We start from the raw sequence: 25,045 nt of genomic DNA, 5'->3' as shown, positions 1-25,045 counted from the left end.
TGCAATTATTATAGAGAACATTTATCACAAATTCCTTTTACAACCAAATTAATGTTTTCTGAAACAAAACCTTTAGGAACTTTAATTTGAGGAATTTTGTGGTCTGTTAAGCATATAGTTTCATTACAATTATTACAATGAAAATGTAAATGTAAATCGGTATTGATATCACAATTACATCCAGGTTCGCATAAGGCATATTTTGTAATGCCAGTACCATCATCTATTTGGTGAACAATGTCTTTTTCTTCAAAGGTTTTTAAAGTCCTGTATAATGTTGTTCTATCTGCTTTTTCAAATGCATTTTCTACATCACTTAATGTGACTGCAATTTCCTTTTCTGCAAGAAATTTGTAAATGAGTAATCTCATTGCCGTAACACGAATATTTTTTGATTCTAATATTTCTTCTATTGTATTCATCATTAATATTTTACATCTTCTTTATTCTAATATTTTATCAATAAAAAATTATAAATTGTTTCATAATTAAAAATTCACAAAACACTAATTATTCATCATTTAATGCAATTGTTGATTTCATAATTAAATCAACAATTGCATTGTTTTTAATGTTCATGTTCAAGTACTCCTGCTTTAGATTGAGCATACACATAATAAGCTCCTTTGGTAACTATTTGTAAGCCTTCAGAAATTTTATCAATAATTTTTATTGCAGTAAACCCATTATTAGTTGCACCAGGAATAACTCTAATTTTTTGAAATTGAATTTCATCTTTATTCTTCTGATTTTCACCTGCATATATAAAAGTGTTATTACCATCTTTAATTAAAGCTTCTTCAGGTAGGGCTAAACTGGTTTCATCATTTAACCAAATTTTAGCATTGATAAATAAATCTTTTATAAAAAGTGGTTTTTGACCATCTAAATGACCATGAACACGAACTGTTTTAGATTTGCTTTTAAAGGTTTTACCTATTTCACTTATTTCACCACTATAAATTGTTGTACCCAATGCAGGTAAAGTATAGCTTATTTTTTGTCCTATTTTAATATTTGCAATGTCTTTTTCAAAAACATCTAACTCCAAATGCAAATGGTCAGAAGAAACAATCTCCATTAAAGATTCAGTAGGCTGAGTATACAATCCATTATGAATGTTCATATTTTCTATATAACCACTCATTGGTGCTGTTAGTGCAATTCTTTTAGTTATTGTATTTGGAGTTAAGTTATTAATAGGTATACCTAAGTAAGCTAATTGTTTTGACAATCCAACTGTTTTAGCTTCTAAAACAGCTACCTCTGCCTCAGCATTTTGAAGACTTTTTGAAACCCCTGCATTTGCATTAACTAAACTTTGTTGCCTAGATAAATCTAATTTTTTAAGGTTTAATTGTGCTCTAGATTCTAAATATTCTTGTTGTTTTACAATAAAATTAGGATTTTCGATATATGCTATAAGTTCTCCTTTTTTTACAAAATTCCCTTCAACAAACTTTTTTGTTTCTACTATAATACCTTCAGATTTTGCAGAAACAGATGCATAACCATTAGGAGGAACTCCCAATACTCCGGTTGTTTTAATAAAATTATTTACTTTAATTGAAGATAAACTTCCAAATTGTAGCCCGATTGTTTCTATTTGTGCTTTGGTTAAATGTAAACCTTCTTCATGTTGTTCTCCATTACCCGCATTTTCTTCGTAACCGTGACCATCATCTTCCATATGATTTTCGGTTGTATTTCCGTGATTATGCCCATCTCCTTCCTTGTGTTTGTCATTACAAGAAGTAATGATTGTAGTAACTGCCAATGCTATTACTATCGTTATATATTTTATATTTTTCATTTTTAATGTCTTTTATTGATTTGTAAGAAATTGATAATCGGCAACAGATTTATTATAGGCTGCTATTTGATCCCAGTAATTTTTACTATTTGTTGCCATTAACTGCAATGTGTTTAATAATTCAATATATGATATTTCACCAGCTTTATAATTTAGTTCTGAAATTCTAACAATTTCAGGATTAATAGTTTCTAGTTGTTCTTTATAAAATTGAACACCCTTTTTATACAGAGAAATAGTGCTTTTAGCATTACTTAATTCTTGTTTGATAACTAAATTTTTACTTTGATATTGATATTCTGCAATGTTTATTTCTAATTTTTGAGCCTCTATTTGTTTTTTAATTTGACTATTAAACAAAGGAATAGATATACCAGCTTGTACCGCATTTAACCATCCACCATCAAAATAATTTTGAGCTGCATATCCAATATTAAAACTTGGTCTAGTTGTAGATTTTAGAACCTTAACTTTTGCAGTTTCAATAGCCACATTTTGTTTACTCTGTTCTAAAGATAAAATTGAAATTGAATCTAACTGATTCGTATTATTTAACATTTCAAAATTACCTGTTGTAGTAAATGATTCATTTGAGTTAAGAGAAAGTTTAAAGTTTTCATGAAGATTTTTAAGTTGAATACTTACTTGTTCTAACAACAACTGATATTCCTTCCATTTAGCTTTTAAGGTTAAAACTTCAATAGCATTTGCTTCTCCAACTTCTACTCTTATTTTTGCTTGGTTATAAAAACTTAAATAAGTTTTTGAAAGATCTTTGTATAACTTTACTAATTCTTTATTGTATTGTATTTGAAAATAAATTTGTTTAACCTTCCACTTAATTTCGTTAATGGTTTGTTGATTCTTTAAATCACTTTGTAAAACCAATTCATCTTGTAATTTATTACTTGCTTTAGTAGCACTTAAACTGGGAAAATTTTGAACAATACCTAATTGATTTACCTGTTGACCATACTTTTTATCAACTAACCCATCACCTTGGTATGTAATATCTGTATTACCTAAATTGTATTTTAAGTTTTGAAGAGATTGATTTTTTTCTACTTCTAAAGTAGATGCTTTTATCATAGGATGATTATCAATAGCAATTGTTATAGCATCCTCTATATTAATTGGAGTTTCTTGTGCTATTGAAGAAAAAGAAAATCCTAACAAGCATAAAACACATAATGTACTACCATTTGAAACTGATAGAGATTTTAATTTATTTATATTCCATTTCTCTAACCAATAATAAAAAACAGGCAATATAACTAAGGTTAAGAAAGTGGCTGAAATAAGCCCACCTATAACCACAGTTGCCAAAGGACGTTGTACTTCTGCACCACCTGAAGTTGAAAGTGCCATTGGTAAGAAACCTAAAGAAGCCACAGCAGCTGTCATTAGAACTGGTCGTAATCTAACTTTTGTACCTTCCAATATTCTTTGGTTTATATCTGTTATACCTTCTTTTTTAAGTTGATTAAAATAGCCTATAAGAACAATTCCGTTTAATACAGCTACACCAAACAAAGCAATAAAACCAATACCTGCCGAAATACTAAAAGGCAGGCCTCTTAACTGTAATGCCCAAATACCACCAATTGCTGATAATGGTATTGCTGTAAAAATTAAAGCAGCTTGAGAAAGTGAACCAAAAGTAAAATATAGTAGTATAAAAATTAAAGCTAATGCTATAGGTAATGCTACAGATAATCTTGCATTTGCAGCTTTAAGATTTTCGAATTGACCACCATAAGTAAAATAATAACCCGTTGGCAATTCTATTTTAGCATCTAATTTTGTTTTAATTTTTTCTACTAACGTCTCAACATCAGTGTTTCCTACATTTACCCCAATAACTATTCTACGATTTGTGTTTTCACGAGAAACTTGCATCGGAGCATCAACTAAGTCTACATTGGCTACACTATTTAATGGGACTTGTGTACCATTACTTAATGAAATAAAAAGATTATTTACATCTTCAATTCCTGTTCTATTTTTTTCATTTAGTCTAATTACTAAATCAAAACGTTTTTCACCTTCGTAAATAACACCTGCTTTTTCTCCTGCAAAAGCTGAACGAATAACTTGATTCACTTCTTTGATATGCAAACCATATTGTGCCATTTTATCATATTTATACTTAATCATTACCTGGGGCATTCCTACAGTTTGTTCTACATTTACAGTTCCAACCCCCTCAATATTATTAATTATTTTTTCTGCCTCTGTTGCTTTAAGAAACATTAAATCTAAATCATCACCATATAATTTAATAGCAATATCTGCTTTTGTTCCAGTCATTAATTCATTAAATCTCATTTGTATAGGTTGTGAAAACTCATAACCTACACCAGGTATTGAAGCTAGAGATTCTTCTATTTTCAAAAACATTTCTTGTCGATTATCTGCTGAAGTCCATTCTGATTTTGGTTTCATGATTAATACATAATCGGCTATTTCTACAGGCATTGGGTCAGTAGGAATTTCTGCTGAACCAATGTTAGCAACGACATCCGTAACTTCAGGGAAATCTTTTAATAGTTTTTTCTGTATCATTTTTGCAGTTTCGATACTTTGAGAAAGTGAACTACCAGGTGGTAAAATATGTTGCATTGCTAAGTCCCCTTCTTCTAATGTTGGAATAAATTCTCCACCCATTTTACTAAATACAAAAGCACTTATTAGAAATAAAACGATAGTTCCTCCTACAAATAGTTGTTTAAACTGCATTGCTTTTTTTAAAACAGGAGTGTACCCTTTTTGAAAAAAATCTATGATTTTATCGGCGAATGTTCTTTTATTAGATATTTTTTTATTTAAAAAAAGTGCAGCCATCATTGGCACATATGTTAAAGATAAAATTAATGCCCCTACTATAGCTAACATTACTGTTTGTGCCATGGGTTTAAACATTTTACCTTCTATACCCACTAAGGCTAAAATAGGTATGTAAACCATTAAAATGATTATCTCTCCAAATGCTGCAGAGCTTCTTATTTTTTGAGATGATGATATAACTTCTTTATCAATTTTTGATTGACTTAGTAATTTACCAGAGTGTTTTATTTGAAGTCTATGAACAATAGCCTCTACAATAATAACAGCACCATCTACAATTAAACCAAAATCAATAGCACCTAAACTCATAAGGTTAGCAGAAATACCAAATAAATTCATCATTGACACTGCAAAAAGCATTGCAAATGGAATTACAGAAGCTACTATTAATCCAGCTCTCCAATTACCTAATAATAAAACTAAAATGAAAATTACTATCAATCCACCTTCAATAAGGTTTTTCTTTACCGTTCCAATTGCTGTACTAACTAATTTATCTCTTACTAAATAAGGCTCGATGACGACTCCTTCGGGTAGTGATTTTTGAATTTGGAGCACCCTTTCTTTTACCAACTCTGTGACTTCGGATGAGTTTGCTCCTTTAAACATCATGACTTTACCACCTACAACTTCTTTACCGTCTCTAACTAATGCACCATAACGTGGAGCCTTACCATATTGTATAGTTGCAACATCTTTTATTAATACAGGGGTATCTCCTGTTTCATTAATTACAATATTTCCTATATCATCTAAAGATTTAGCTAGGCCTTCTGAACGAATATAATATGCATTTGAATTTTTTTCAATATATGCACCACCTGTATTTTCATTACTCTTTTCTAGAGCATTAAAAATATCTAAAATGCTTAAATTAACTGATTTTAACAATTCAGGGTTTACAGCTACTTCATATTGTTTTAAATAACCACCCATTGAATTTATTTCAGCAACTCCCTCTATACCTAATAGTTGTCTTTTCACTACCCAGTCTTGAATAGTTCTTAAATCTGAGGCAGAAAATTTATTTTCAAAACCTTTCTCAGGTCTAACTACATACTGATATATTTCTCCTAAACCTGTAGATATCGGAGACATTTCAGGCGTTCCTAAATCTGATGGAATTGCATTTTCTGCTTCTTTAATACGTTCTGTTACTAATTGTCTTGCTAGATATATATCATAGTTTTCTTCAAACACTACAGTAATCACAGATAATCCAAAACGTGAAATAGATCTTATTTCTTCAACTTTTTGAAGACTTTGTAGTGAAAGTTCTACAGGTGTTGTAACAAATTGTTCTACTTCTTGTGTGGCAAGTGTGGGTGAAATTGTAATTATTTGAACTTGATTGTTAGTGATGTCAGGTACAGCATCAATAGGTAATTGGCGTAGAGAAAATATCCCCCAAATAGTTAAAGCGGCCATAAACAGCCCTATAACAAACTTATTCTGTACAGAATAAGTAATTATTTTATCGAACATAAAAATATGATTTATTAAAAATTAAACTTAAAAAAGTAAGGAAAGGACATAGGTATCCTTTAATTAAAGTTTAACCAACCATCGGTGGGTGCCAAACACCATTCTTATAATTAAAACAATAAAATGAAGTATAATAAAAAGTACAAGAGTATGTACTATATTTTTTTATTATATCAAAGATATATAGTATTGGAGATGTAATTGAGATACCACAGCATTGACAAGTACAAAAGGGCGTGCAACTATCTTTTGTCTCTTGTGAATGATTATGGGTTTTATTTTCAATATGATTATATGACTCATTATGGGAAGCACTAGCAATAGTATCTCCACATGTCATCGCTGATATGGAAAGTATAAATACAGATAATATTAAAGTTATAATTTTCATCTTGATTTCAAATATAGCTAAAAAACCATGCAACAAGATTGCAAAAGTTTTACTTGAAATTATAATTACAGAATTTATACATTACTAGATTCTTTTTATGTGTTTGTACCACAATCAGTAGCCCCCACTTTTTGTCCTAAACAAAAAATAATTCCAGTTGGTAAATGCTAGACAGCCATTAAAATTATTACATAACTTTTTGAATTAATTACTCTTTAAAATTTATATGATTTAATCATAGAGTAATTTTTTTCCTGCTTTTTAAAAATAAATTATTAGTTAACTTTAATTATTTACAGAGAGTTATTTTATCATCTTTTATCCTTACAAGTCTTATCAAAAGCCACTAAATTAAACAACTGTCTCATACGTGAACGAACTCTGGAACCGTAACGTTTGTCTATTTCTCCTGCGTTGAGGTTGGTGGTAGCAAATGTTAGTTTTTTGTTTTGGAGGAATAAATCGTACCTGGAGAGTAATATTTCTCCCATGACATTACAATCTTGTCCAAAGTGTTTTCCATCAGGTTCTACTCCTAAATCATCAAAACAAAAAGAAAAGCTAGATCCGTATTTTTCAATGACCTCAAAACCTTTGCTATTGAATTGAAAGGTTAAGAATCTGCTAGGAATTACTTCGTAATTGATAACGTTTGGAGAAATATGTTTTAATAACTTCATCCAACTTGTTTTTCCACAACCTACGGGTCCAGAAAGCAAAATTCCTTTATGGGGATCTAATCCGTATTTTTCACAGTTCTTATAATCTCTGATAAAATACAAGCAAAGCTTGTAGAGTAAAAACATATCATCTTCGTAGATTTTAAAGTTTTTTCCAAAGGTTAATCTTCCTTTGTAGTTGAGGTAACCAACGATTTTATCAAAATCATAGTGGATGATGTTGTTTTCTATGGTGCCTAATTCGAATAGGGTTTCTTTTTCGTGTATGATGTGTGGGTGCATTTTTTAATTATGAATTTAGAATTACGAATTGGTTTTGTTCTCGATACATTTTTTTTCCGAATACTTCGGAAACAAAATCACTCGAACTGACATTGCATTTTTTATGATTTTAAAATCGGCCGGAACTTTTATTTTTTGAAAAAAAAATTGCTCATAAAGGTTGGTTATAATCTTTGTCATTTTCAACTTTTAAATAATCAGAATTTTGATTTTCCTGTTTATAATGTTTACTATGTTTATTATTGTTTATATAAGGCCCCGATACTTGTCCCACTTTTGATACGGTAGTTGTCCCACTTTTGGTACGGTATCGGTTCACTACTTGTACACTACTTGTCCCAAAATCGAACATGTAAATTTTACTTCCAATATGAGGGTTATGAGAAGGTTTGTAAATGATATATTTCCACTCTGATAAATCACGTAAACATTTGTGATAAGTTCCCTTAGAACCAATCCTTGACATTAACATGATTTCATTTCTATTGATAAAAAACTCCGTAGTAAATCTGGCTTTGTTCCAATGATAGAACAAAGCCATATACATGCTTACGTGCGTAGGATTCATTTTTGAGTCGGTTTGTATTTTAACAAAGAAATTACTGAGATGTGATATGTAATTAATCTCAGCCATAAACTCAATGTTTTACTTTATTCTCATCCATGACTTTCTGAATTTCTTCAGCATCGTAATAAATAATACCTCCAATTTTGGTGTAAGGTAACGTTCCGTTGATACGAAGTGTTTGTAAAGTTCCTGGACTCACTTGAAGTAGTTCCATAATCTCATTAGATTTTAAATACTTCTTTGTTTTGGGAGAAGTATGAGATTTAAATATTTTTTTAAACTCTTCTAACATTTCTAATTTAAACTCTCTTAAATCATCTGTAGTAATAATTTCTTTTGGCATAATTTGCAATTTTAATGGTTCACTAATAGTTTGATTTGACTTTCGTTTTTCAAAATTGCAATGCTTTGATGGATTTTATTCGGTAGTTGTTCGTACTACCGAAAAATATTTTTGTGAAATTAAAAACCTCAACGTTTATATGGGTTGAGGTTTTTTAAATAAGAATATTTCTAAATAAATATTTTAGAAATGCCGTTTTCGGTAGTTCCATCAACTACCGATTTTAGATATCATCGATTTCTATTTTTTTAACAAGATTTAATGCTAATTTATTAATGAATTTAGTTTGGTTGTTAGCTCTGTTTCTTATTTCAGAAAATGTTTTATAAAAATTACCTAATTCAATATTAAATATGTCACTGAAAACCTCTATTAATTCCTTAATTTGATAATCTCCATTATTGATAACACCAGAAGTTTTAAGAGCATAAATTAACTCTACTAAATCTGTTTTGGAGCCTGTCCAATGCAAATGATTATTAGTAGCTGGTCTATTTAATGACGTATCATAAAAACCTGCTTCCACATTTGAAATACAATGAAGTTCTTGTTTGTAGAACTCACATAAAACATCATAGGTTTTTACTTCACATGCTAATTGATCATGTGAAGTTGTAAAGTCAATATCTGTATCATTAAAATCCGAAAAAGGAAACAATTCTAGACGTTCTTTTTCTCTTGAGAAATACAATTCATCATAAGCTGTTTCCTCCAGTTTCATATACCTGTAAAACTTTAGATGTTTCTTCTTTTTGACTTCTAATTCTCGTAGCTTTTTTTGGATGTATTTTTTCTGTTTTCCTAGACATATAAATGGCTTTTCTTGATGATAAGCCAATTGATGATTATAAAGTTTAATGTCTGCTGTAATTTTAGGTTTGATGGTTTTAAAAAAGGTAATTTCTTCGTTCAAATCTTTAAATTTCATGTCACGAACATAGACCCTTATTTGATGCGAATACCTTTTTGAAGCTTGTATTTTGTACTTTAATTGTTTGTGTTTGGCAAGATTTTTAGATTCAATTTTTTTTAGTGATGCATGATATGCATCCATTAATTTGGTAATGTTTTTCATAGGATTTTTTTAATAATATATCTATGAAAATATTGAAACACATATTGTTAATAAAAATCAACTGCGTAAAAACACAGTCGTACAGGTGTACTGAAACTAAAAAAACACTCAAGATGAGTGTTTTAAAATCAGTGATTTACGAGATTTAGAACTGAATTTGTTTTTCAAAAGCTGCATGTCTTCACTTATTTTTTTGTCTATAATTTTAGCGTAAATCTGTGTCGTGGTAAGCTTGGTATGTCCTAACATTTTTGAAACCGTTTCAATTGGAATTCCATTGGATAAAGTAACCGTAGTAGCAAAGGTGTGGCGTGCCATGTGAAAGGTTAAATTCTTAGTAATTCCACAACAATCTGCAATTTCTTTTAAGTAGCTATTTAACTTCTGATTTGAGATAGTTGGGAAGATTTTATTCAAATCAATTTTTCGGTAGTTTTCGGTAGTTGAAAAAATCAATTTTTCGGCAGGTTCCAACAACGGAACTTTCACAGAAATTCCTGTTTTCTGTCTTTTGGTGATAATCCAGTTACCACCATCAATTCCTTTTACAATATTATCCGAAGATAAGTTTCTAATATCAATGTAAGATAATCCTGTATAACAACTAAATAAAAATAGGTCTTTTACCAAGCGTAATCTTTCTATTTTTGGTTGATAGTTTTGAATTTTATTCAATTCGTTTTCCGTTAAATATTCTCTTTGTTTCTTTTCGATAGTAGGAGAGAATCTAATAAAAGGGTCTTTGTTAATCCATTCCAATTCAACCGCCATCTTTATCATTTTACGAAGTCTTTGAATGTGTTTCATGACTGTATTATTCTGAATTTTTAACTGACCGTTTGTAGGTTGGTAGCTTCTTAGATAAGTTTCAAAGCCTAAAAGAAATTGATAGTCTAATTCTTTTAGATATAAATCGGTAGTTTTTAGTAGTTCATTTAGGTAGGAAAAAAGGTAGGTTTGAGAAGTTTTGTAACTACGTAAAGTGTCTTTATGGATTTTGTTTTCAACAAATTGATTATGATAGGTAATCAGTTCTTGTAAGGTTTTTTGTTTTTGGTCGGTTCCTAAATACCTTGCTTTTACTAATTGAGCAGTTATTAGCTTTCCTTCAAGTTCTAATTCTCTATAAGCTTTTGCAATTTTAGACTCTTCCTCTTTTAAATATTGATTTAAAATTCTCGCTTCATTTGAATTTCCCTTAAATTTTGACTTGGAATTATCCCATGAATCAATTTTAACTTTCTTGTTTAAACTAATATTGGCTCGTTTAGAATTTATAGTAATTCTAAAATAAATAGTTGCAAAACCAGGTTCTACTTTTTGAGTATATAACCAGGTAAGTAATGAATAAGTGTTTGATGATACCATAGTAATCGTCTTTAGTGATGAAACATTTAGACGAAAGTCAAATCAAACTAATAGTATCTTTTCAAGGTAAAGAGGTTAGTATTTTTAAGATTTGAATTGTACTAACCGAATTACTGACCTAATATATGAAATATTTTGGTTTTCATTCAAATCATTACAAATAAAAAAACCTTATAAACATAGCGTTTATAAGGTTTTGTAAGAGTTTGATGTTTCTTTTGCGGTCTGGACGGGACTCGAACCCGCGACCCCCTGCGTGACAGGCAGGTATTCTAACCAGCTGAACTACCAGACCGTTGCGTACGATACATATCGTGTTAGCGGTTGCAAATATACAACTTTATTACATTGCAACAACAAAAAAGTAAAGTTTTTTCACAAAAAAAGTGATGTTTTTCACATCACTTTTTTAGCTTGTTTTAAATCAAATAGTTAAGAAAACTCTAACCAAGAACTCCCCTGTCTATAGTCGGTAATTAAAGTTGTGCTTTCTTGAAATGTTAGAGAACTAACACTTGCTGTAATTTCATGTTTAAGACTTGTAATACATTCAGACACTAAATCTGATCGAAATCCTTTAAAACCTAAATCTATTACAAAGTTGGCCGAAACTACCCTACCAATAATCTTTCCTAGATCTACCATCTTACGCTGTGGTAAATCCATGTTTAAGTTAAAACTTAAGGTTTCTTTAAAAAAGTCAGAAGACTTAGCCGTTAAATCATATTGATTTAAAAACTCAAACAAATTGGTCATTTTCTTACGTTTCATCAACTTCATCACAGCTTCTGAAATCTGTGTGTATAGCATTTCATTTGATCCTTCAAAAATCATAAAAGCTCTACTATCCATAATCCCACGTGCTCCTATATTCTCTTCTTTGTAACCAGAAGACCCTGAAAGTTGTACCAATGTTTGTGCTGCTGCTTGCATCATATCTGTAATTACAGACTTCATACTATTTGCTTCCACTTGACAAGTTGCCAGTTCTTTATCAATACCACTTGTTTCAGAACTTCTAGCACACATTGCAGAACATACTGTAAATGCAGATTGGATGTTGGCAATTTGTTCTTTTACTTTATCTAAAGCCAACAAGTTTTTTCCACCTACAATTCTATTGTGACAATGTTCTATTGCTTCGTCCATCATTCTTTTGATGAATCCCATAGCCATTCCTGGAAATTGCATTCTAGAGCGGTGCAATAAATCTAACATCAACTTTATTCCTGTGCTTCCTCCTTCTAACTTTTGATTTTCTGGAACTTTTAAATCCAGTCTATTGTTTCCATAAGGGATGGCATACAATCCAGCGTTGTTGTAGTACTCTTCTACAATAACTCTTTGTTCTGGATCTTGATTATCGGCAATAAAGAAGTCTATATCTCTTGCTAATTTTCCATCTGCTCCTTTTTTTCTTGAGGTGATCAACCAATAATCGGCCAAACCTGTTAATCCTTGCCAGTGTTTGTAACCTTGTATGTGGTATTTCCCATCGGCATAGGTGTTTGATGTTTCCATGCTTAATGCATCCGATCCAAAACTAGGTTCTGTAATCATAAGCCCTCCCATGTTTCTTTCTTCTAGAAAGCGATTAAAAATAGGGGCTTTTACTTCTTCTTTTGCGTACTTTGCTACAGGCTCTAAAAAAAGAGCAATGTTAATTCCAAACGTTAACGATAAAGGCAACGATTCGTACGAAGCAGCCTCAAGCACTCCCAAACATTCTTTTACCTTTACACCTCTACCTCCATGTTCTTCGGGAATAGCAACCGACAACGGCTTTTTTGCCATGATATCTCTAAAGACCAAAGAAGGAAAACCTCTAACCTGGCTAAATTTCTGAATATCATCTTTCTCGTAAAAAACGCTTTTTAAAGTTTCTTTAAAATCTTTTAAGAAACTATCGAAAGAAATATTTTGTATCTCTTTTAAGGACATATGCGTATTTGTCTTTTTAAATTTAGTGGTGCAAATATACAATTCTTATAAGTAAATTCATCTGATTCACAGGCTTTCCTGTTTATTTGGTATGATTTTATACACAATTAAACCTCTTTTTTTAATTATTTTCTTAATTTTGAGCCGTGAAAAATAGTAAAACTACATATACAGTTATCACTTTTGTTACTACAACCCCTTGGGGGTATCTTCACTATTTATATGTATAAACCGCAAAATCTTGAAATTTAATTGACATGTTATCCATTAAAAATCAAGTACTATTTTTTTTCTCAATCCTTTTTCTACATCTATGAAAATATTAAAATTTGGAGGTACTTCTATTGCCTCAGCTCAGAATATTGAACGCGTAATTGATATCCTTAAAAACAATTCTCAGCAAATTGCTGTAGTGTTTTCTGCCATCAACAAAACTACAGACGCACTGATTGCAATGGCAAATAAAGCACAACAACAAGACGATACGTATACCCAAGATTTGGCTATGCTAGAACAAAATCATTTTGATATTGTACGAGAATTAATTCCAGTAAACAGTCAAGGAAGTGTTTTAAGCGGTGTTAAAAAACGAATCAACGAACTAGAGAACATTTTAGAAGGGGTTTCTTTGCTTCAAGAACTTTCTGCCAAAACAAAAGATACCATTGTTAGTTACGGAGAGTTTTTATCTACATTTATCATTACCAAAGCACTACAATGTAGAGAGTTGGATGCTATTTACAAAAATTCTGGCGAATTGATTATATCGAACAGTAATTTTGGAAACGCTAGTGTGATTCAGGATCTTACTGAAAATAATATTAAAGAATACTTTTCAAACAACTCGCATAACATTACTGTATTGCCAGGATTTATTGCTTGCAACCCTGCGGGTGAAAAAACTACACTAGGACGTGGTGGTTCTGACTATACTGCTGCAATTATTGCTGCCGCTTTAGAAGTAGAGCAATTAGAAATATGGACCGATGTTAGCGGTATGTATACTGCAAATCCCAAATTGGTAAAACAGGCAAAACCGATAGAAAAATTATCGTACAGCGAAGCGATGGAACTATCTCACTTTGGAGCTTCAGTATTGTATCCTCCAACGGTACAACCTGTAATGCACAAAAACATACCATTGTATATAAAAAACACCTTTTCTCCAGAAGATCCGGGGTCTTTTATAAATGATCAAAATACACAAGGTGATGCTCTTGTAAAAGGAATTAGCCATATAGACAACATTGCTCTTGCTACTGTCGAAGGAAATGGTTTGATTGGAATCCCTGGAGTTTCTAAACGATTGTTTAGTGCCTTGTCTGAAAAAGAAGTCAATGTTATTTTAATTACCCAAGCTTCATCTGAACATTCTATTTGTATTGCAATTGATATGGACGATGTTGAAAAAGCAGAATTGGCTATTCAGGATGAGTTTGCATACGAATTAAGTCTAGGAAAAATTGATCCTTTGCACATAGAAACCAAAATGGCCATTGTAGCTATTGTAGGTGAAGAAATGAAAAGTCATCAAGGGATTAGTGGTAAAATGTTTAGTGCCTTAGGAAAAGACAACGTAAACATACACGCAATTGCACAGGGAGCTTCAGAAAGAAACATTTCTACAGTTATTGATAGTAAAAACGTAACCAAAGCATTAAATAGCCTACATGAAGAGTTTTTTGAAGAACACATTACCAAACTAAATCTATTTATAGTAGGTGTAGGAAATGTAGGAGGTAAATTGATTGAGCAAATAGAACAACAAAAAGATTATTTACTAGACACGCTACAGCTAAACATACAGGTAGTTGGTATGGCCAACTCTAAAAAAATGATTTTTGATGCCGAAGGTTTGGATTTAACTTCTGACTGGAAACAACATCTAATCGATTGTGGAGAAGAGCTAAACCTTGATTTGTTCTTGGAGCATGTAAAAGAAATGAACCTCATCAACAGCGTATTTGTAGACAATACTGCCAATGCTACTATTGCTGGTTTGTATGCTGATTATTTAAAAGAAAGTATTGCTGTAGTTACGTGTAACAAAATTGCAGCATCTTCGGAATACAGTATTTATGCAAGGTTAAAAAAAATATCTCAAGAATACAATGCTCCCTACTTGTTTGAAACCAACGTGGGTGCGGGACTTCCAATTATCAACACTTTAAATAATTTGGTGCAATCAGGAGACCGAATCAAAAAAATTCAAGCAGTAGCATCTGGTTCTCTAAACTTTATTTTTAACTCTTTTGTAGGAGATGCTAATTTTGCTGAAATCGTGGATCAAGCAGGAGCATTAGGATACACAGAACCAGATCCTAGAATTGATTTAAGCGGTGTTGATGTTGCCAGAAAAATATTAATTCTAGCACGTGAAAGCGGTGCAAAAATGAATTTAGAAGATATTGAGAATATTTCTTTTTTGCCAACATCTAGTTTAGAAGCTGCTAGTGTAGAAGACTTTAAAAAGACATTAATTGCAGAGGAAGCTCATTTTAATAAAATAAAAGATACAGCTGCTGCCAACAACACGCAGTTAAAATACGTAGCAGAATACAAAGAAGGAAAAGCTAATGTATCTTTGCAAGAGGTAGATGCACAACATCCATTTTACAACCTACAAGGAAGTGATAATATTGTCCTGTTTTTTACCGAAAGATACCCAGAGTTCCCTTTAATAGTAAAAGGTGCTGGTGCTGGTGCTGATGTTACAGCTTCAGGAATTTTTGCTGATATTATTAGAATAGGACGTGGTTAGTAGTAATTAGTATATGGTACAAAGCAAAAAAAAGTATTGTAAAAAACTTATTGCTTTGTACTTATTACTTAATACTAAAAAGAAAAAAATGAAAGAAATAAAAATATTTTGTCCAGCTACTATCGCCAACGTTTCCTGTGGTTTTGATGTATTAGGACTTTGTTTAGATACCACAGGTGATCAAATGGTGATTCGTAAAGTCGAAGAACCAGGTGTTAAAATCACTAAAATAATAGGTCAGGATCTGCCTTTAGAAGCTGAAAAAAATGTAGCAGGAGTTGCTGTATTGGCCATGCTAAAGAAATTGAACAATACCACAGATGGTTTTGAAATAGAAATCTATAAAAACATAAAACCTGGTAGTGGAATTGGTAGTTCTGCTGCTAGTAGCACAGGGGCTGTCTACGGAGTAAATCAATTACTTGGACAACCTTTTAGTCAGCACGAGCTTATTGCTTTTGCTATGAAAGGTGAGGAACTAGCTAGCGGAGTTCCACATGCAGACAATGTTGCTCCGGCCTTGCTAGGGGGTTTTACCTTGGTAAGAGCTACCCAACCTTTGGATGTTATTAAACTACACACACCTTCGGAACTGTACGCTACAGTAATACACCCACAAATAGAGGTAAAAACTGCCGATGCAAGAGAAATTCTAAAAAGCAAACTACGTTTAAAAACAGCCATTACCCAATGGGGAAATATTGGAGCTTTGGTGAGTGCTTTGTACACGGAAGATTACGATTTGCTTTCTCGTTCACTACATGATGAGATTGTAGAACCTATCCGTTCTATTTTAATTCCCGCTTTTGACCTTGTAAAAGAAGCTTGTAAAGAAGCAGGAGCTTTGGGTTCTGGAATTTCAGGATCTGGACCTTCTATTTTTGCTTTAAGTAAAGGCGAACAAACAGCCCAAAAAGTTGCAGAAGCCATGAAAGCTGTATACAATAAAGTAGGGGTACAATACGATATTCACATTTCTAAAGTAAACGATCAAGGGATTAAGATTCTATAGCACACCATTCATTTAAGTAATTTGCTAAACAAAAGCATAGCATCAATCCCACATATAAACACAAAAAAACAGCTTAAAGCTACGAACAATGAAATATTTTAGTTTAAACGAAAAAGCTCCTGATGTATCTTTTAGAGATGCAGTAGTCAACGGAATTGCACCCGATAGAGGCTTGTATTTTCCAGAAAGCATTACTCCTTTATCTCAAGATTTCATCAACAACTTAGACAAATACAGCAATGATGAAATTGCTTACGAAATTATACAACAATTCGTAGGTGATGAAATTCCTGAACAAGAACTTAGAACCATTGTAAAAGACGTATTGTGTTTTGATTTCCCTGTCGTGCCTATTGAAGAAAACATTGGTTCTTTGGAATTGTTTCATGGTCCTACAATGGCTTTTAAAGATGTAGGAGCCCGTTTTATGGCTCGTTGTTTGGGATATTTTAACCAACAAGAAAAAAACGACAAAGACGTTACCGTATTGGTTGCAACATCTGGAGATACTGGAGGTGCAGTAGCCAGTGGTTTTTTAGGAGTTGACGGGGTAAATGTAGTAATTTTATATCCTAGTGGAAAGGTGTCTGAAGTACAAGAAAAGCAACTGACCACCTTAGGACAAAACATAACGGCTTTGGAGGTTGACGGTGCTTTTGACGATTGTCAAGACATGGTAAAAACAGCTTTCTTAGACCCATCTCTAAAAGAATACAGAACCTTAACATCTGCCAACTCTATCAATATAGCTCGTTGGTTACCACAGGCATTTTACTTTTTCTTTGCTTATAAACAACTAAAAGACACCTCTAAAGAGCTCGTTTTTTCTGTACCTAGTGGTAATTTTGGTAATATTTGTGCAGGAATGATTGCACAAAAATTAGGCTTACCCATCAAAGAGTTTGTTACAGGTACCAATGTAAATAGAGTGGTTCCTGCTTACTTAGAATCTGGAATATACGAACCTAAGCCGACCATAGCTACTATTTCTAACGCTATGGACGTTGGAGCTCCGAGCAACTTTATTAGAATAGAGAAATTACACGACTTTGATATCGAAAAGTTACGTAGCAACCTAAAAGGATTTTCTTATACTGATGAAGAAGCTACCGCAGCTATGGGACATTTGCATAAAAAACACCAGTATGTAGCTGAACCTCATGGAGCTATTGGCTATTTGGCCTTAAAAAATTACTTAAAAACAGCAGAAAACACGCAAGGTATCTTCTTAGAAACAGCACATCCTGTAAAGTTTTTAGATGTATTGTATCCTGGTGTAGCAGAAACAATTGAATTACCAAAACAAATAAAAGCAGTTATAGATCAACCTAAAACAGCTATTAAAATTTCTGATTACAAAGGGCTAACAGATTTCTTAAAGTCTTAGATAAAACTTTTCTTAGAAAAAAAGCTTCAGTACAATTATACAGAAGCTTTTTTTATGTTTATTAAAAAAGGTAATTTTAGAATTTCATTTCCCCTCCAAGCTCTACAAAATATCCTTGTTGAGTAGGGTCTCCCTCTACTCCTTTTTCTAAAGCATTGGATTTTTCTTCTTCTAAGTACTTGTTGTACATTTCCTCATAATCCCTAGTATAGTCTGCGTGGGTAACAACATTTACATCAAAAACCACCGTTTGTTTCATTACAGAATCTAGATTGGCATATATATCAATATAAGCTTCTACAAAACCAATGTTTTTTCTACTGTTATATGCTACATTGATAAAACCTATACCATCAGGAAGTATAACAGATTCTGGATAATCTACAACAATGCATCCACAAGAAGGAATAACATCTTTAATCACCAAAGGCTTTTCTCCTGTATTAGTAAATTTAAATGAAGTATTTAGTACGCTCCCCCTTACTATAGGGTAGTAATGTCTTAAGGTATCTTCTACAACCATCGACGTTTTTTCAAGGGAGTTTAAGGCTTGCTCTCTTGCGTATTGTCCACAAGAAAGAGCCAAAAAGCTTAGTAACGTAATGAGTATATTTTTTATCATCTTAAAAATCTTATTTCATCAATTGCTATAGATTTGTGATCATTAACAAATCGCAAGTTGTAAGAAAAATTTCCTTCTGTATAAGGTAACAAAATCTCTAGAATTTCTACATGAGAACCATTTATTTTTTTTGTAAACATAGGAATTTCTTTCACTAGATTATTCGATTTATCATAAACCTGTATCAAACTTGGCAAATATATTTTGTGTTTTACATCTGACAGAAAACCTATTTCTAGTTTGGTTACTTTTTTATCTACAAACTTAGCATTGTTAACGTTAATTAACAATTCCTTTCCGCTAAAAATCAACCAGTTGTCATTATAATTATTAAATCCAAAAGCTCCGTCATTCAACACTTTTATCTGATTGTAATCTTCATCTAAAGTAGAAAAAGTTCTAATGCTTGTGTTGAAAAAGGAAGGATTGTTTTTAATTCGTTTTAAAAATTCTTTCCACTGATGAACATAATTAGAAAAGGTATCTTTTTTTTCGTTAATTTGATTCAACCCAGTACTTTGCATCAATCTCTCTAACTCAGACAGTTTTCCAGATACATCTCTTGTTAGCTGAATATTATTATCATTCAGCGTTCCCATTCCTTCATTCTTAAGTCCGTTTACATGCATCAGTTCTAACTGCAAATACAACAAAGCTAATTTTAATTTACTTGTTTTTTCTGAATTAAAAGACTTTAATTCCTTTAACAAACTTTCCAATTCCTCCAATGCCAAATAACGTTTATTAGCTAATTTAATTCCGCTATAAATGTGTTGTTTTTTTTGAGAATTAACCGCTTTGTTTTCTATGTTGATAAGGTAAGGGGTTAAGATAGCCGAAAGTTCTGGATAATACTTAACAACCCCCTCTTTTATTAGTTGATTTACGTCTGCATTAGGATCTAGCATTAAACGAGAAAGCACATGGTATTTTACTTCTTCGGCTACTGAATATTCGTAACCACTACCATGCAAAAAAACACCAGTAACTCCATGTTCTATGTACGATTTTAAGTTTTTTTGTGTGGATTTGTAAATGGGATAAAAATCCATGTAATTATCAAAATTAACAACATAATCCCATATAAAAATATTCTGAATTTTCGAATTCCAAGTTGCTATATGGTTAAGAAATGTTTTCCCTTTAGGGGTTTCCTTTAAGGGCAAGGCCTCTTGACAATCAATGGTACTTAACAACACCCCTACATTTTTAGGTAATTGAAATGTTGGTGGTGTTTTGGTTGTTACATAACCCAAAGACCAAAAACTTAGGTCTGTATGCCTTTTTGCTAATTGAGCCAGTAAGCTGTAGACCGCAGGACTTGCATTTTTTTTGGTATTTCCTTTAGCCTTGCACAAATTGCATTGGCAAACAATGGAATTGTCGTCTGGTGCAATCATAAATCTTTTTAACGACGGCTCATTTTCCTTAAAGTATGCTATATTTTTTTCAATAATTTGCTCTAGTTCAACACTAGAAAAACACAGTTGATCTGAATTTCTTTCTCCGTTATGCAATGCATAAATCAACTCCGATGGTTGTTCTTTTTTTACCCATTTACGAATATTGTGTCCCCACAAGCCCCATTCTGTTTCTAAGTATTGATTCTTATAAAAAGACCTTGTCTGTGGCTGAAAATTTTGAGAAAAATACACTTCTCTATATTTTAACCTCGAATTATGGGTTGGTTTGGGTTGTATTTTGGTGGGTATTTTAATTTCTTGATCTTTGGTAAACACCAAGTAATCGTTTACCAAATAATCTACTGCCTCTATAAAACCGCTTTCATCCGATGCGCTAATTACCAAATCACTTCCATCCAACACTACATTATAGCTGCTTAATACTTTAACGATTTTAAAGTGAAAGTTGATATCATTTTTTCTTTTTGATGGGGAGAAAGAAATAAGTAAGCCCGTTTTTTCCTTGATCTCTTTTTGAAAATGACTGATTGGATTGGTTAGCATACTGCTAAACTTAGGCATATATATTATTGGCGTATGTACTCCTTTTTGATAAACATACAAATCCTTTCCTTGTCCTCGGACTAAGATTGTTAGCAACATAAAAAAAGCAACTCCTATTTTTCTCATACGGCCAAAATTAGAATTTGGTTTGAATTACAAAAAACACATGATACTGATCTACCCTACTTATTGTATTTAACAACTGATTGTCTTGTATTACATCCTGAATAACTTGAAAACTGTACCAATTTCCTTGTATTCCATAGGTATACTTGTGTTTTCTATGCCACCTGTAACCTGCACCTACCATAGAATTGGTATAGGTTGTAAACGTATTAATTTGGAAATTGGTAGAAAAGTCATCCTGAGGTGCATTCCCCGCAGATGCCATGGCCATAAATGTATCTCCATTATCGTTTATATTATACGTTCCTTGTGCAAAAATATTGTTGTATAGCCTTTTGTTTTCTTCCGTAATAGCTCCGTTTACATCGTATTCAAATTCATCTCCGTACAAAATATTCAACCTAGCGGTTACAATAAAATCACCTAATTCTTTGGTAACCCCTCCTTGTACGTTAAAAAAGTTTCTTCTGTTCTGTAAACGTGTAAATCCTAAGCCAGCATTTACCGACCATCCTTCATTAAGAGCTTTGTAGGCAGCAACCGATAATTTTATCCTAGGAAAAAACATAGAACCGTAGTAAGCATCAGCTTGAGCATACAGTTTTTTGTTGAATTTATGTACCCAGGTTCCTTGTAACTGTAAACCTACCCCAGTGGGTTTGGTGGCATAATGCATTGCAAGCCCGTACTCATTTTTCTCCAATTTTCTAAGATAATAAATACTTGCAACCGCAGAAGTAAAACTTTCTTGTCCGGAATACACTCTTAAATAACTAACTCCAATATGATTTATTAAAGGATCGTACGTTAAATAATCTAAATGATCGGTTAGATCTACCTCTTTGGGAGCTTGACTCATTTTTTGATAGTAGTAAGCATACTCAAACTCGTCCATCATTTCAAAAATCACTCCTTTTTTATACATAAAAAAACGACTTTCGGGATTGGGTTCTATTTCTAAGGCACGATTTACGTATATCATAGCATTGGTCGTATCTTTTTGATTGATAGATAAGTTCACCAATCTTTGGTATGTAGGAATGTTTAAAGAATCTAAAACCAATACGGAGTTGTACAATAAATTGGCCTTTAGTGTATCTCCTTCTTCTTCGGCAATGGTTGCTAATTTAAAACGTTCTTCTGACAAAATTCCTGCAACTACTACATCTTTGGGATCTGCATCATTCAACTCTTCTAACAAAGCTGTTGCTTTATCATGTTCTTTCATACCTGACAAAGCGGCTATTTTTTTGATTTTAAAATCTACTTCATCAGGATGGTTGTAAACCGCACTATCTGCATAAATTAACATTTTTTGATAATCTTTAAGTGCAGCTGCTGCGTTGATTGCATAAGTGTACGAAAGTTTTGTTTTTCTGTTTACTTCTAAACTTTTATCAGCAACAGGGAACGCCTTTTTGTATTGCATATCTAACAACAGTTCTTTTAAATACAATTCTGAATAATAAACGTATTGCTTTTTGTACTGTTCTTCTTCTGGAAACTCATTCATTAACGCTTCTATAATTTCTAAAGAAGCTTCAAAATTTTTGATATCAGCCAACAATTGTGCTTTTTTTACCAAGTTGATTTTTTCGTTTGGAGAAGCTTCTACCATAGCATCAATTTGGCTTAAAGCATCAGAAGTATTGTTCTGTAATGCGTACAGTGCAAATATGTTACTATCTGCAATCGCGTTGTAATCTGGAAACTTTTTTAAGATAAAATAGTTATCTAAAGCAGCTTGATATTGTTTTTGCAAGGTATATTCTTTGGCTTCTTCTAGCAAAACCATTGCATATTCTTGGTTGATGTCGTAATCTCCTGGAAACTTTTCATGCAAAGCAAAAACAGCTTTTCTATACCTAGGAGTATCGTTCAGTTTTTTATATACCAACATTTGTTGAATCAACAATTTTTTATCGGATGGATTTCTTAACAAACCTTCAGAAATTAATCGCAAAGATTCTGTATAATGCCCTTTATCGATTGAATTTCCCAGCAAATAATTATAAGAATCTCTATTTCCATCCAAATCATAGGATTTTAAATGCAATACATAAGGATCTGTATTTTCGAAGAAGATAGCTGCTTGATGTACTAAATACCTATGTGTTTGGTTAAAAAACTGTGCAGGAACTTCTGTTCTTTTGGCTTTTAAATAACTGATTGCTGCATCATATCGTTCTAACAATTCTAAACATCCTATTTTTTTCTGAATCAACTCTAAATCATTAGGATAATAAGCCAGCCCTCTTTCGGCATACTCTAATGCACTTGCTGTTCTACCTGCAGAATTTTCTATGTTAATCAATCTTAAGAAAGCTACTTTGTCATCTGGCTTTTCTTTCAGTACATCCAAATAGGTTTGTTTGGCTTGTGCTAAATTTCCTGACTTGGCATTTCTAAGTCCTTCTTGAGTCATGATATAACTATAGTTGGCTTCTACAACAGAGTCATTTGGAAATATTTGACGTAATCTAGTTACGGCTCTTTTTACTTCTCCGTAGTTTTCTAGGTCGTTGTAAATAGCAATTTTCTTTAACCACAACCCTTTCCAATACGGTGTTTTTTCTAACAATTCGTTTACATAACAAATTGCACTTGAATATCTTTTAGTTTGATACTCTATATTGACCAAATAATGTCTAGAAGTTACATTGTTGTCGTCTTGTAAAATTACTTTTTGAAGAAAATAACGAGCACTATCCATCATTTTCATATTCATGTAACTCTTCCCTAACAATTGTTTTAAGTCAATATCATAGGGCGTTTTTCTAAGTCCTTCTAAACAGATATCGGCAGCTTTTCTGTATTCTCCATTTTTATCTGCTTCCATTCCTGCATCCAAATACTCATTTTGCACTTCTATTTCTTGTGCAAAAACAGAAGAAATTGTAAGTAAGAATACCAGTAATATATTGTTTTTTATATTGATTTTCATTGTTAAGAGCAATTTAAGTATTGACACCTTTTCTTGTCATCGTTCCCCATTTTAATTCCTTTCCTACATAAAAGTTAAAATACCCTTTTAAGGCAAAAAATACAATTAGAGGATGGTATAAAATAGGTTCTAAAAATCCCATTAAAATCAATCGGAGTACTTCGGTAATCTTTTTGTAATGCTTAAACACAATATGATCCTGAATAACTACCAATGTTGTTATAAATATAGCAAACGTATAGGAATATAGGAAAATGATAAAGAACATGTCCCAGTTTACTTTATTTACTAGGATTAGATAAATAAAGAACAAAATTCCAACACCTTCAATAATAGGAGCCAAGAACTCATATATAAATGTATATGGAAAAGCCACAAGTCCTAAACGTTTGTATTTTCTATTAAACAGCACTTCTCTATACACTCTAAAAATCTGTGCCAATCCAGAACTCCATCGAGTTCTTTGTCTGTTTAATACCTGAACGTTATCAGGTCCTTCTGTCCAACAACAAGAAATAGGAATGTATACCAATCTATATTTCATGTTGTTGTTCATCATATATCTTGCTAGCTTGGTTGCCATGTCCATATCTTCGGCATGTGAATCTCCCGAATATCCTCCTGCCTTAATAGCAATTTCTTTATCAAAAAGTCCTAAACCTCCAGAAATGTTGGGTACTGAGTTGATAAAAGACCATCCCATTTTCCCCAATAAATAAGCTCGGATATATTCTAGCTCTTGAAAACAGGGAATCAATCTTTTTGGTGGACTTACTCTTGTTACCACCCCATCTTTTACTTCGCAACCATTTAACATTCGTAAAGTAGAACCTACTCCTACCACCCTTTTTTTAGAGTTCAAGAATGGTTTAATCATTTTCAACAAAGTCTTTCTATTCAATACACAATCTACATCGGTACTTAAATAATAGGGAAATACAGAGGCATTGATTCCTGCATTGGAGGCATCGGCTTTGGTTCCACCATTCTCTTTATCTACAACGGTTAAGATGGAGTATTTTGGATTGGTAGATTTGAATACCCTTTTAAAAGGTTTGGTCTTAATTTTTTCGATGTACAAGAAATCTACCTCTACCAAATCAAACTCAGATATTAGTTTTTCTAAAGTTTTGTCTTTACTACCATCGTTTACAATTACCACCTCAAAAAGAGGATATTCTAAAGTTAGTAGGGAATTTACGTTTACAATAATTGTTTTTTCTTCGTTATATGCAGGTGCAACAATGGAAACTCCTGGCGTAAGTGGAGATTTCATCAACACCTCATCGTCTTTGTCTGAGTTGTAACTTTTATATCTCATCAAGTTGATGGATGAAAAAGTAGCCAGCACCAAATAACTGAATATCATAGAGGAAGCGTAATAAAACACAAACGTCTCATAAAATTCTGTGATACTTTCTAACATATGCTTT

17 protein-coding genes and 1 tRNA gene are annotated in these 25,045 nt (G+C 32.1%); 3 read left to right on the top strand and 15 right to left on the bottom strand.

What is annotated here, in order from left to right; translation table 11 throughout:
* Window positions 1–8: 8 nt before the first annotated feature.
* The 11 genes from FS85_RS0113030 to FS85_RS0112985 all read right to left on the bottom strand — a co-directional run bounded on the left by FS85_RS0113030 (window position 9) and on the right by FS85_RS0112985 (window position 12,793).
* Window positions 9–422: a Fur family transcriptional regulator gene (locus FS85_RS0113030; RefSeq protein ID WP_010136789.1), complete on the bottom strand. Its 414-nt coding sequence runs from the start codon at window positions 420–422 to the stop codon at window positions 9–11.
* Window positions 423–568: 146 nt separating this feature from the next.
* Window positions 569–1,813 (bottom strand): efflux RND transporter periplasmic adaptor subunit, encoded by a 1,245-nt coding sequence (locus FS85_RS0113025; RefSeq protein ID WP_010136788.1) that lies wholly within the window; start codon window positions 1,811–1,813, stop codon window positions 569–571.
* A gap of 12 nt (window positions 1,814–1,825) precedes the next feature.
* On the bottom strand, window positions 1,826–6,145 hold the full coding sequence (locus FS85_RS0113020; protein WP_010136787.1) for a CusA/CzcA family heavy metal efflux RND transporter: 4,320 nt from the start codon (window positions 6,143–6,145) through the stop codon (window positions 1,826–1,828).
* A gap of 70 nt (window positions 6,146–6,215) precedes the next feature.
* Window positions 6,216–6,536, bottom strand: coding sequence for a DUF6660 family protein (locus tag FS85_RS17040; RefSeq protein ID WP_394329953.1), 321 nt, complete (start codon window positions 6,534–6,536; stop codon window positions 6,216–6,218).
* A gap of 311 nt (window positions 6,537–6,847) precedes the next feature.
* Complete coding sequence (locus FS85_RS0113015) at window positions 6,848–7,498, bottom strand: P-loop NTPase family protein (RefSeq protein WP_010136786.1); 651 nt, start codon at window positions 7,496–7,498, stop codon at window positions 6,848–6,850.
* Between the two features lie 151 nt (window positions 7,499–7,649).
* Window positions 7,650–8,066 (bottom strand): hypothetical protein, encoded by a 417-nt coding sequence (locus FS85_RS0113010; protein WP_010136785.1) that lies wholly within the window; start codon window positions 8,064–8,066, stop codon window positions 7,650–7,652.
* A 70-nt stretch (window positions 8,067–8,136) separates the two neighbouring features.
* On the bottom strand, window positions 8,137–8,409 hold the full coding sequence (locus FS85_RS0113005; protein ID WP_010136784.1) for a helix-turn-helix domain-containing protein: 273 nt from the start codon (window positions 8,407–8,409) through the stop codon (window positions 8,137–8,139).
* 223 nt (window positions 8,410–8,632) lie between these two features.
* Window positions 8,633–9,484, bottom strand: coding sequence for an RteC domain-containing protein (locus tag FS85_RS0113000; protein WP_010136782.1), 852 nt, complete (start codon window positions 9,482–9,484; stop codon window positions 8,633–8,635).
* A 108-nt stretch (window positions 9,485–9,592) separates the two neighbouring features.
* A complete protein-coding gene (locus tag FS85_RS0112995; RefSeq protein ID WP_010136781.1) occupies window positions 9,593–10,852 on the bottom strand; it encodes a site-specific integrase in 1,260 nt (419 codons plus the stop codon).
* A 221-nt stretch (window positions 10,853–11,073) separates the two neighbouring features.
* Window positions 11,074–11,147: transfer RNA gene (locus tag FS85_RS0112990), tRNA-Asp, on the bottom strand.
* Between the two features lie 137 nt (window positions 11,148–11,284).
* On the bottom strand, window positions 11,285–12,793 hold the full coding sequence (locus FS85_RS0112985; RefSeq protein WP_010136780.1) for an acyl-CoA dehydrogenase family protein: 1,509 nt from the start codon (window positions 12,791–12,793) through the stop codon (window positions 11,285–11,287).
* Between the two features lie 313 nt (window positions 12,794–13,106).
* Between FS85_RS0112985 and thrA the strand changes: the two genes are divergently transcribed.
* The 3 genes from thrA to thrC all read left to right on the top strand — a co-directional run bounded on the left by thrA (window position 13,107) and on the right by thrC (window position 17,953).
* Complete coding sequence (gene thrA, locus FS85_RS0112980; protein WP_010136779.1) at window positions 13,107–15,554, top strand: bifunctional aspartate kinase/homoserine dehydrogenase I; 2,448 nt, start codon at window positions 13,107–13,109, stop codon at window positions 15,552–15,554.
* A gap of 88 nt (window positions 15,555–15,642) precedes the next feature.
* Window positions 15,643–16,566, top strand: coding sequence for a homoserine kinase (locus FS85_RS0112975; protein ID WP_029489475.1), 924 nt, complete (start codon window positions 15,643–15,645; stop codon window positions 16,564–16,566).
* A gap of 88 nt (window positions 16,567–16,654) precedes the next feature.
* A complete protein-coding gene (gene thrC, locus FS85_RS0112970) occupies window positions 16,655–17,953 on the top strand; it encodes a threonine synthase (RefSeq protein WP_010136777.1) in 1,299 nt (432 codons plus the stop codon).
* A 76-nt stretch (window positions 17,954–18,029) separates the two neighbouring features.
* On the opposite strand, the gene FS85_RS0112965 is transcribed toward thrC, so the two are convergent.
* From FS85_RS0112965 to FS85_RS0112950, 4 genes are read right to left on the bottom strand one after another with little or no spacing between them, the layout of a single operon-like run.
* On the bottom strand, window positions 18,030–18,575 hold the full coding sequence (locus FS85_RS0112965; RefSeq protein WP_010136776.1) for a DUF1573 domain-containing protein: 546 nt from the start codon (window positions 18,573–18,575) through the stop codon (window positions 18,030–18,032).
* Window positions 18,572–20,668, bottom strand: a complete 2,097-nt coding sequence (locus tag FS85_RS0112960; protein ID WP_010136774.1) for a DUF4838 domain-containing protein — start codon at window positions 20,666–20,668, stop codon at window positions 18,572–18,574. Before FS85_RS0112960 ends, FS85_RS0112965 begins: the two co-directional genes overlap by 4 nt.
* A gap of 10 nt (window positions 20,669–20,678) precedes the next feature.
* Complete coding sequence (locus FS85_RS0112955; protein WP_010136773.1) at window positions 20,679–23,612, bottom strand: tetratricopeptide repeat protein; 2,934 nt, start codon at window positions 23,610–23,612, stop codon at window positions 20,679–20,681.
* Window positions 23,613–23,625: 13 nt separating this feature from the next.
* Window positions 23,626–25,038, bottom strand: coding sequence for a glycosyltransferase family 2 protein (locus FS85_RS0112950; protein WP_010136772.1), 1,413 nt, complete (start codon window positions 25,036–25,038; stop codon window positions 23,626–23,628).
* Window positions 25,039–25,045: the final 7 nt, after the last annotated feature.

The sequence above is a fragment of the Ochrovirga pacifica genome, from assembly GCF_000220525.1.
GTDB lineage: Bacteria > Bacteroidota > Bacteroidia > Flavobacteriales > Flavobacteriaceae > Ochrovirga > Ochrovirga pacifica.
The sequence above is the reverse complement of the archived record's forward strand: the minus strand, read 5'-3'. Positions and strand labels throughout refer to the sequence as shown.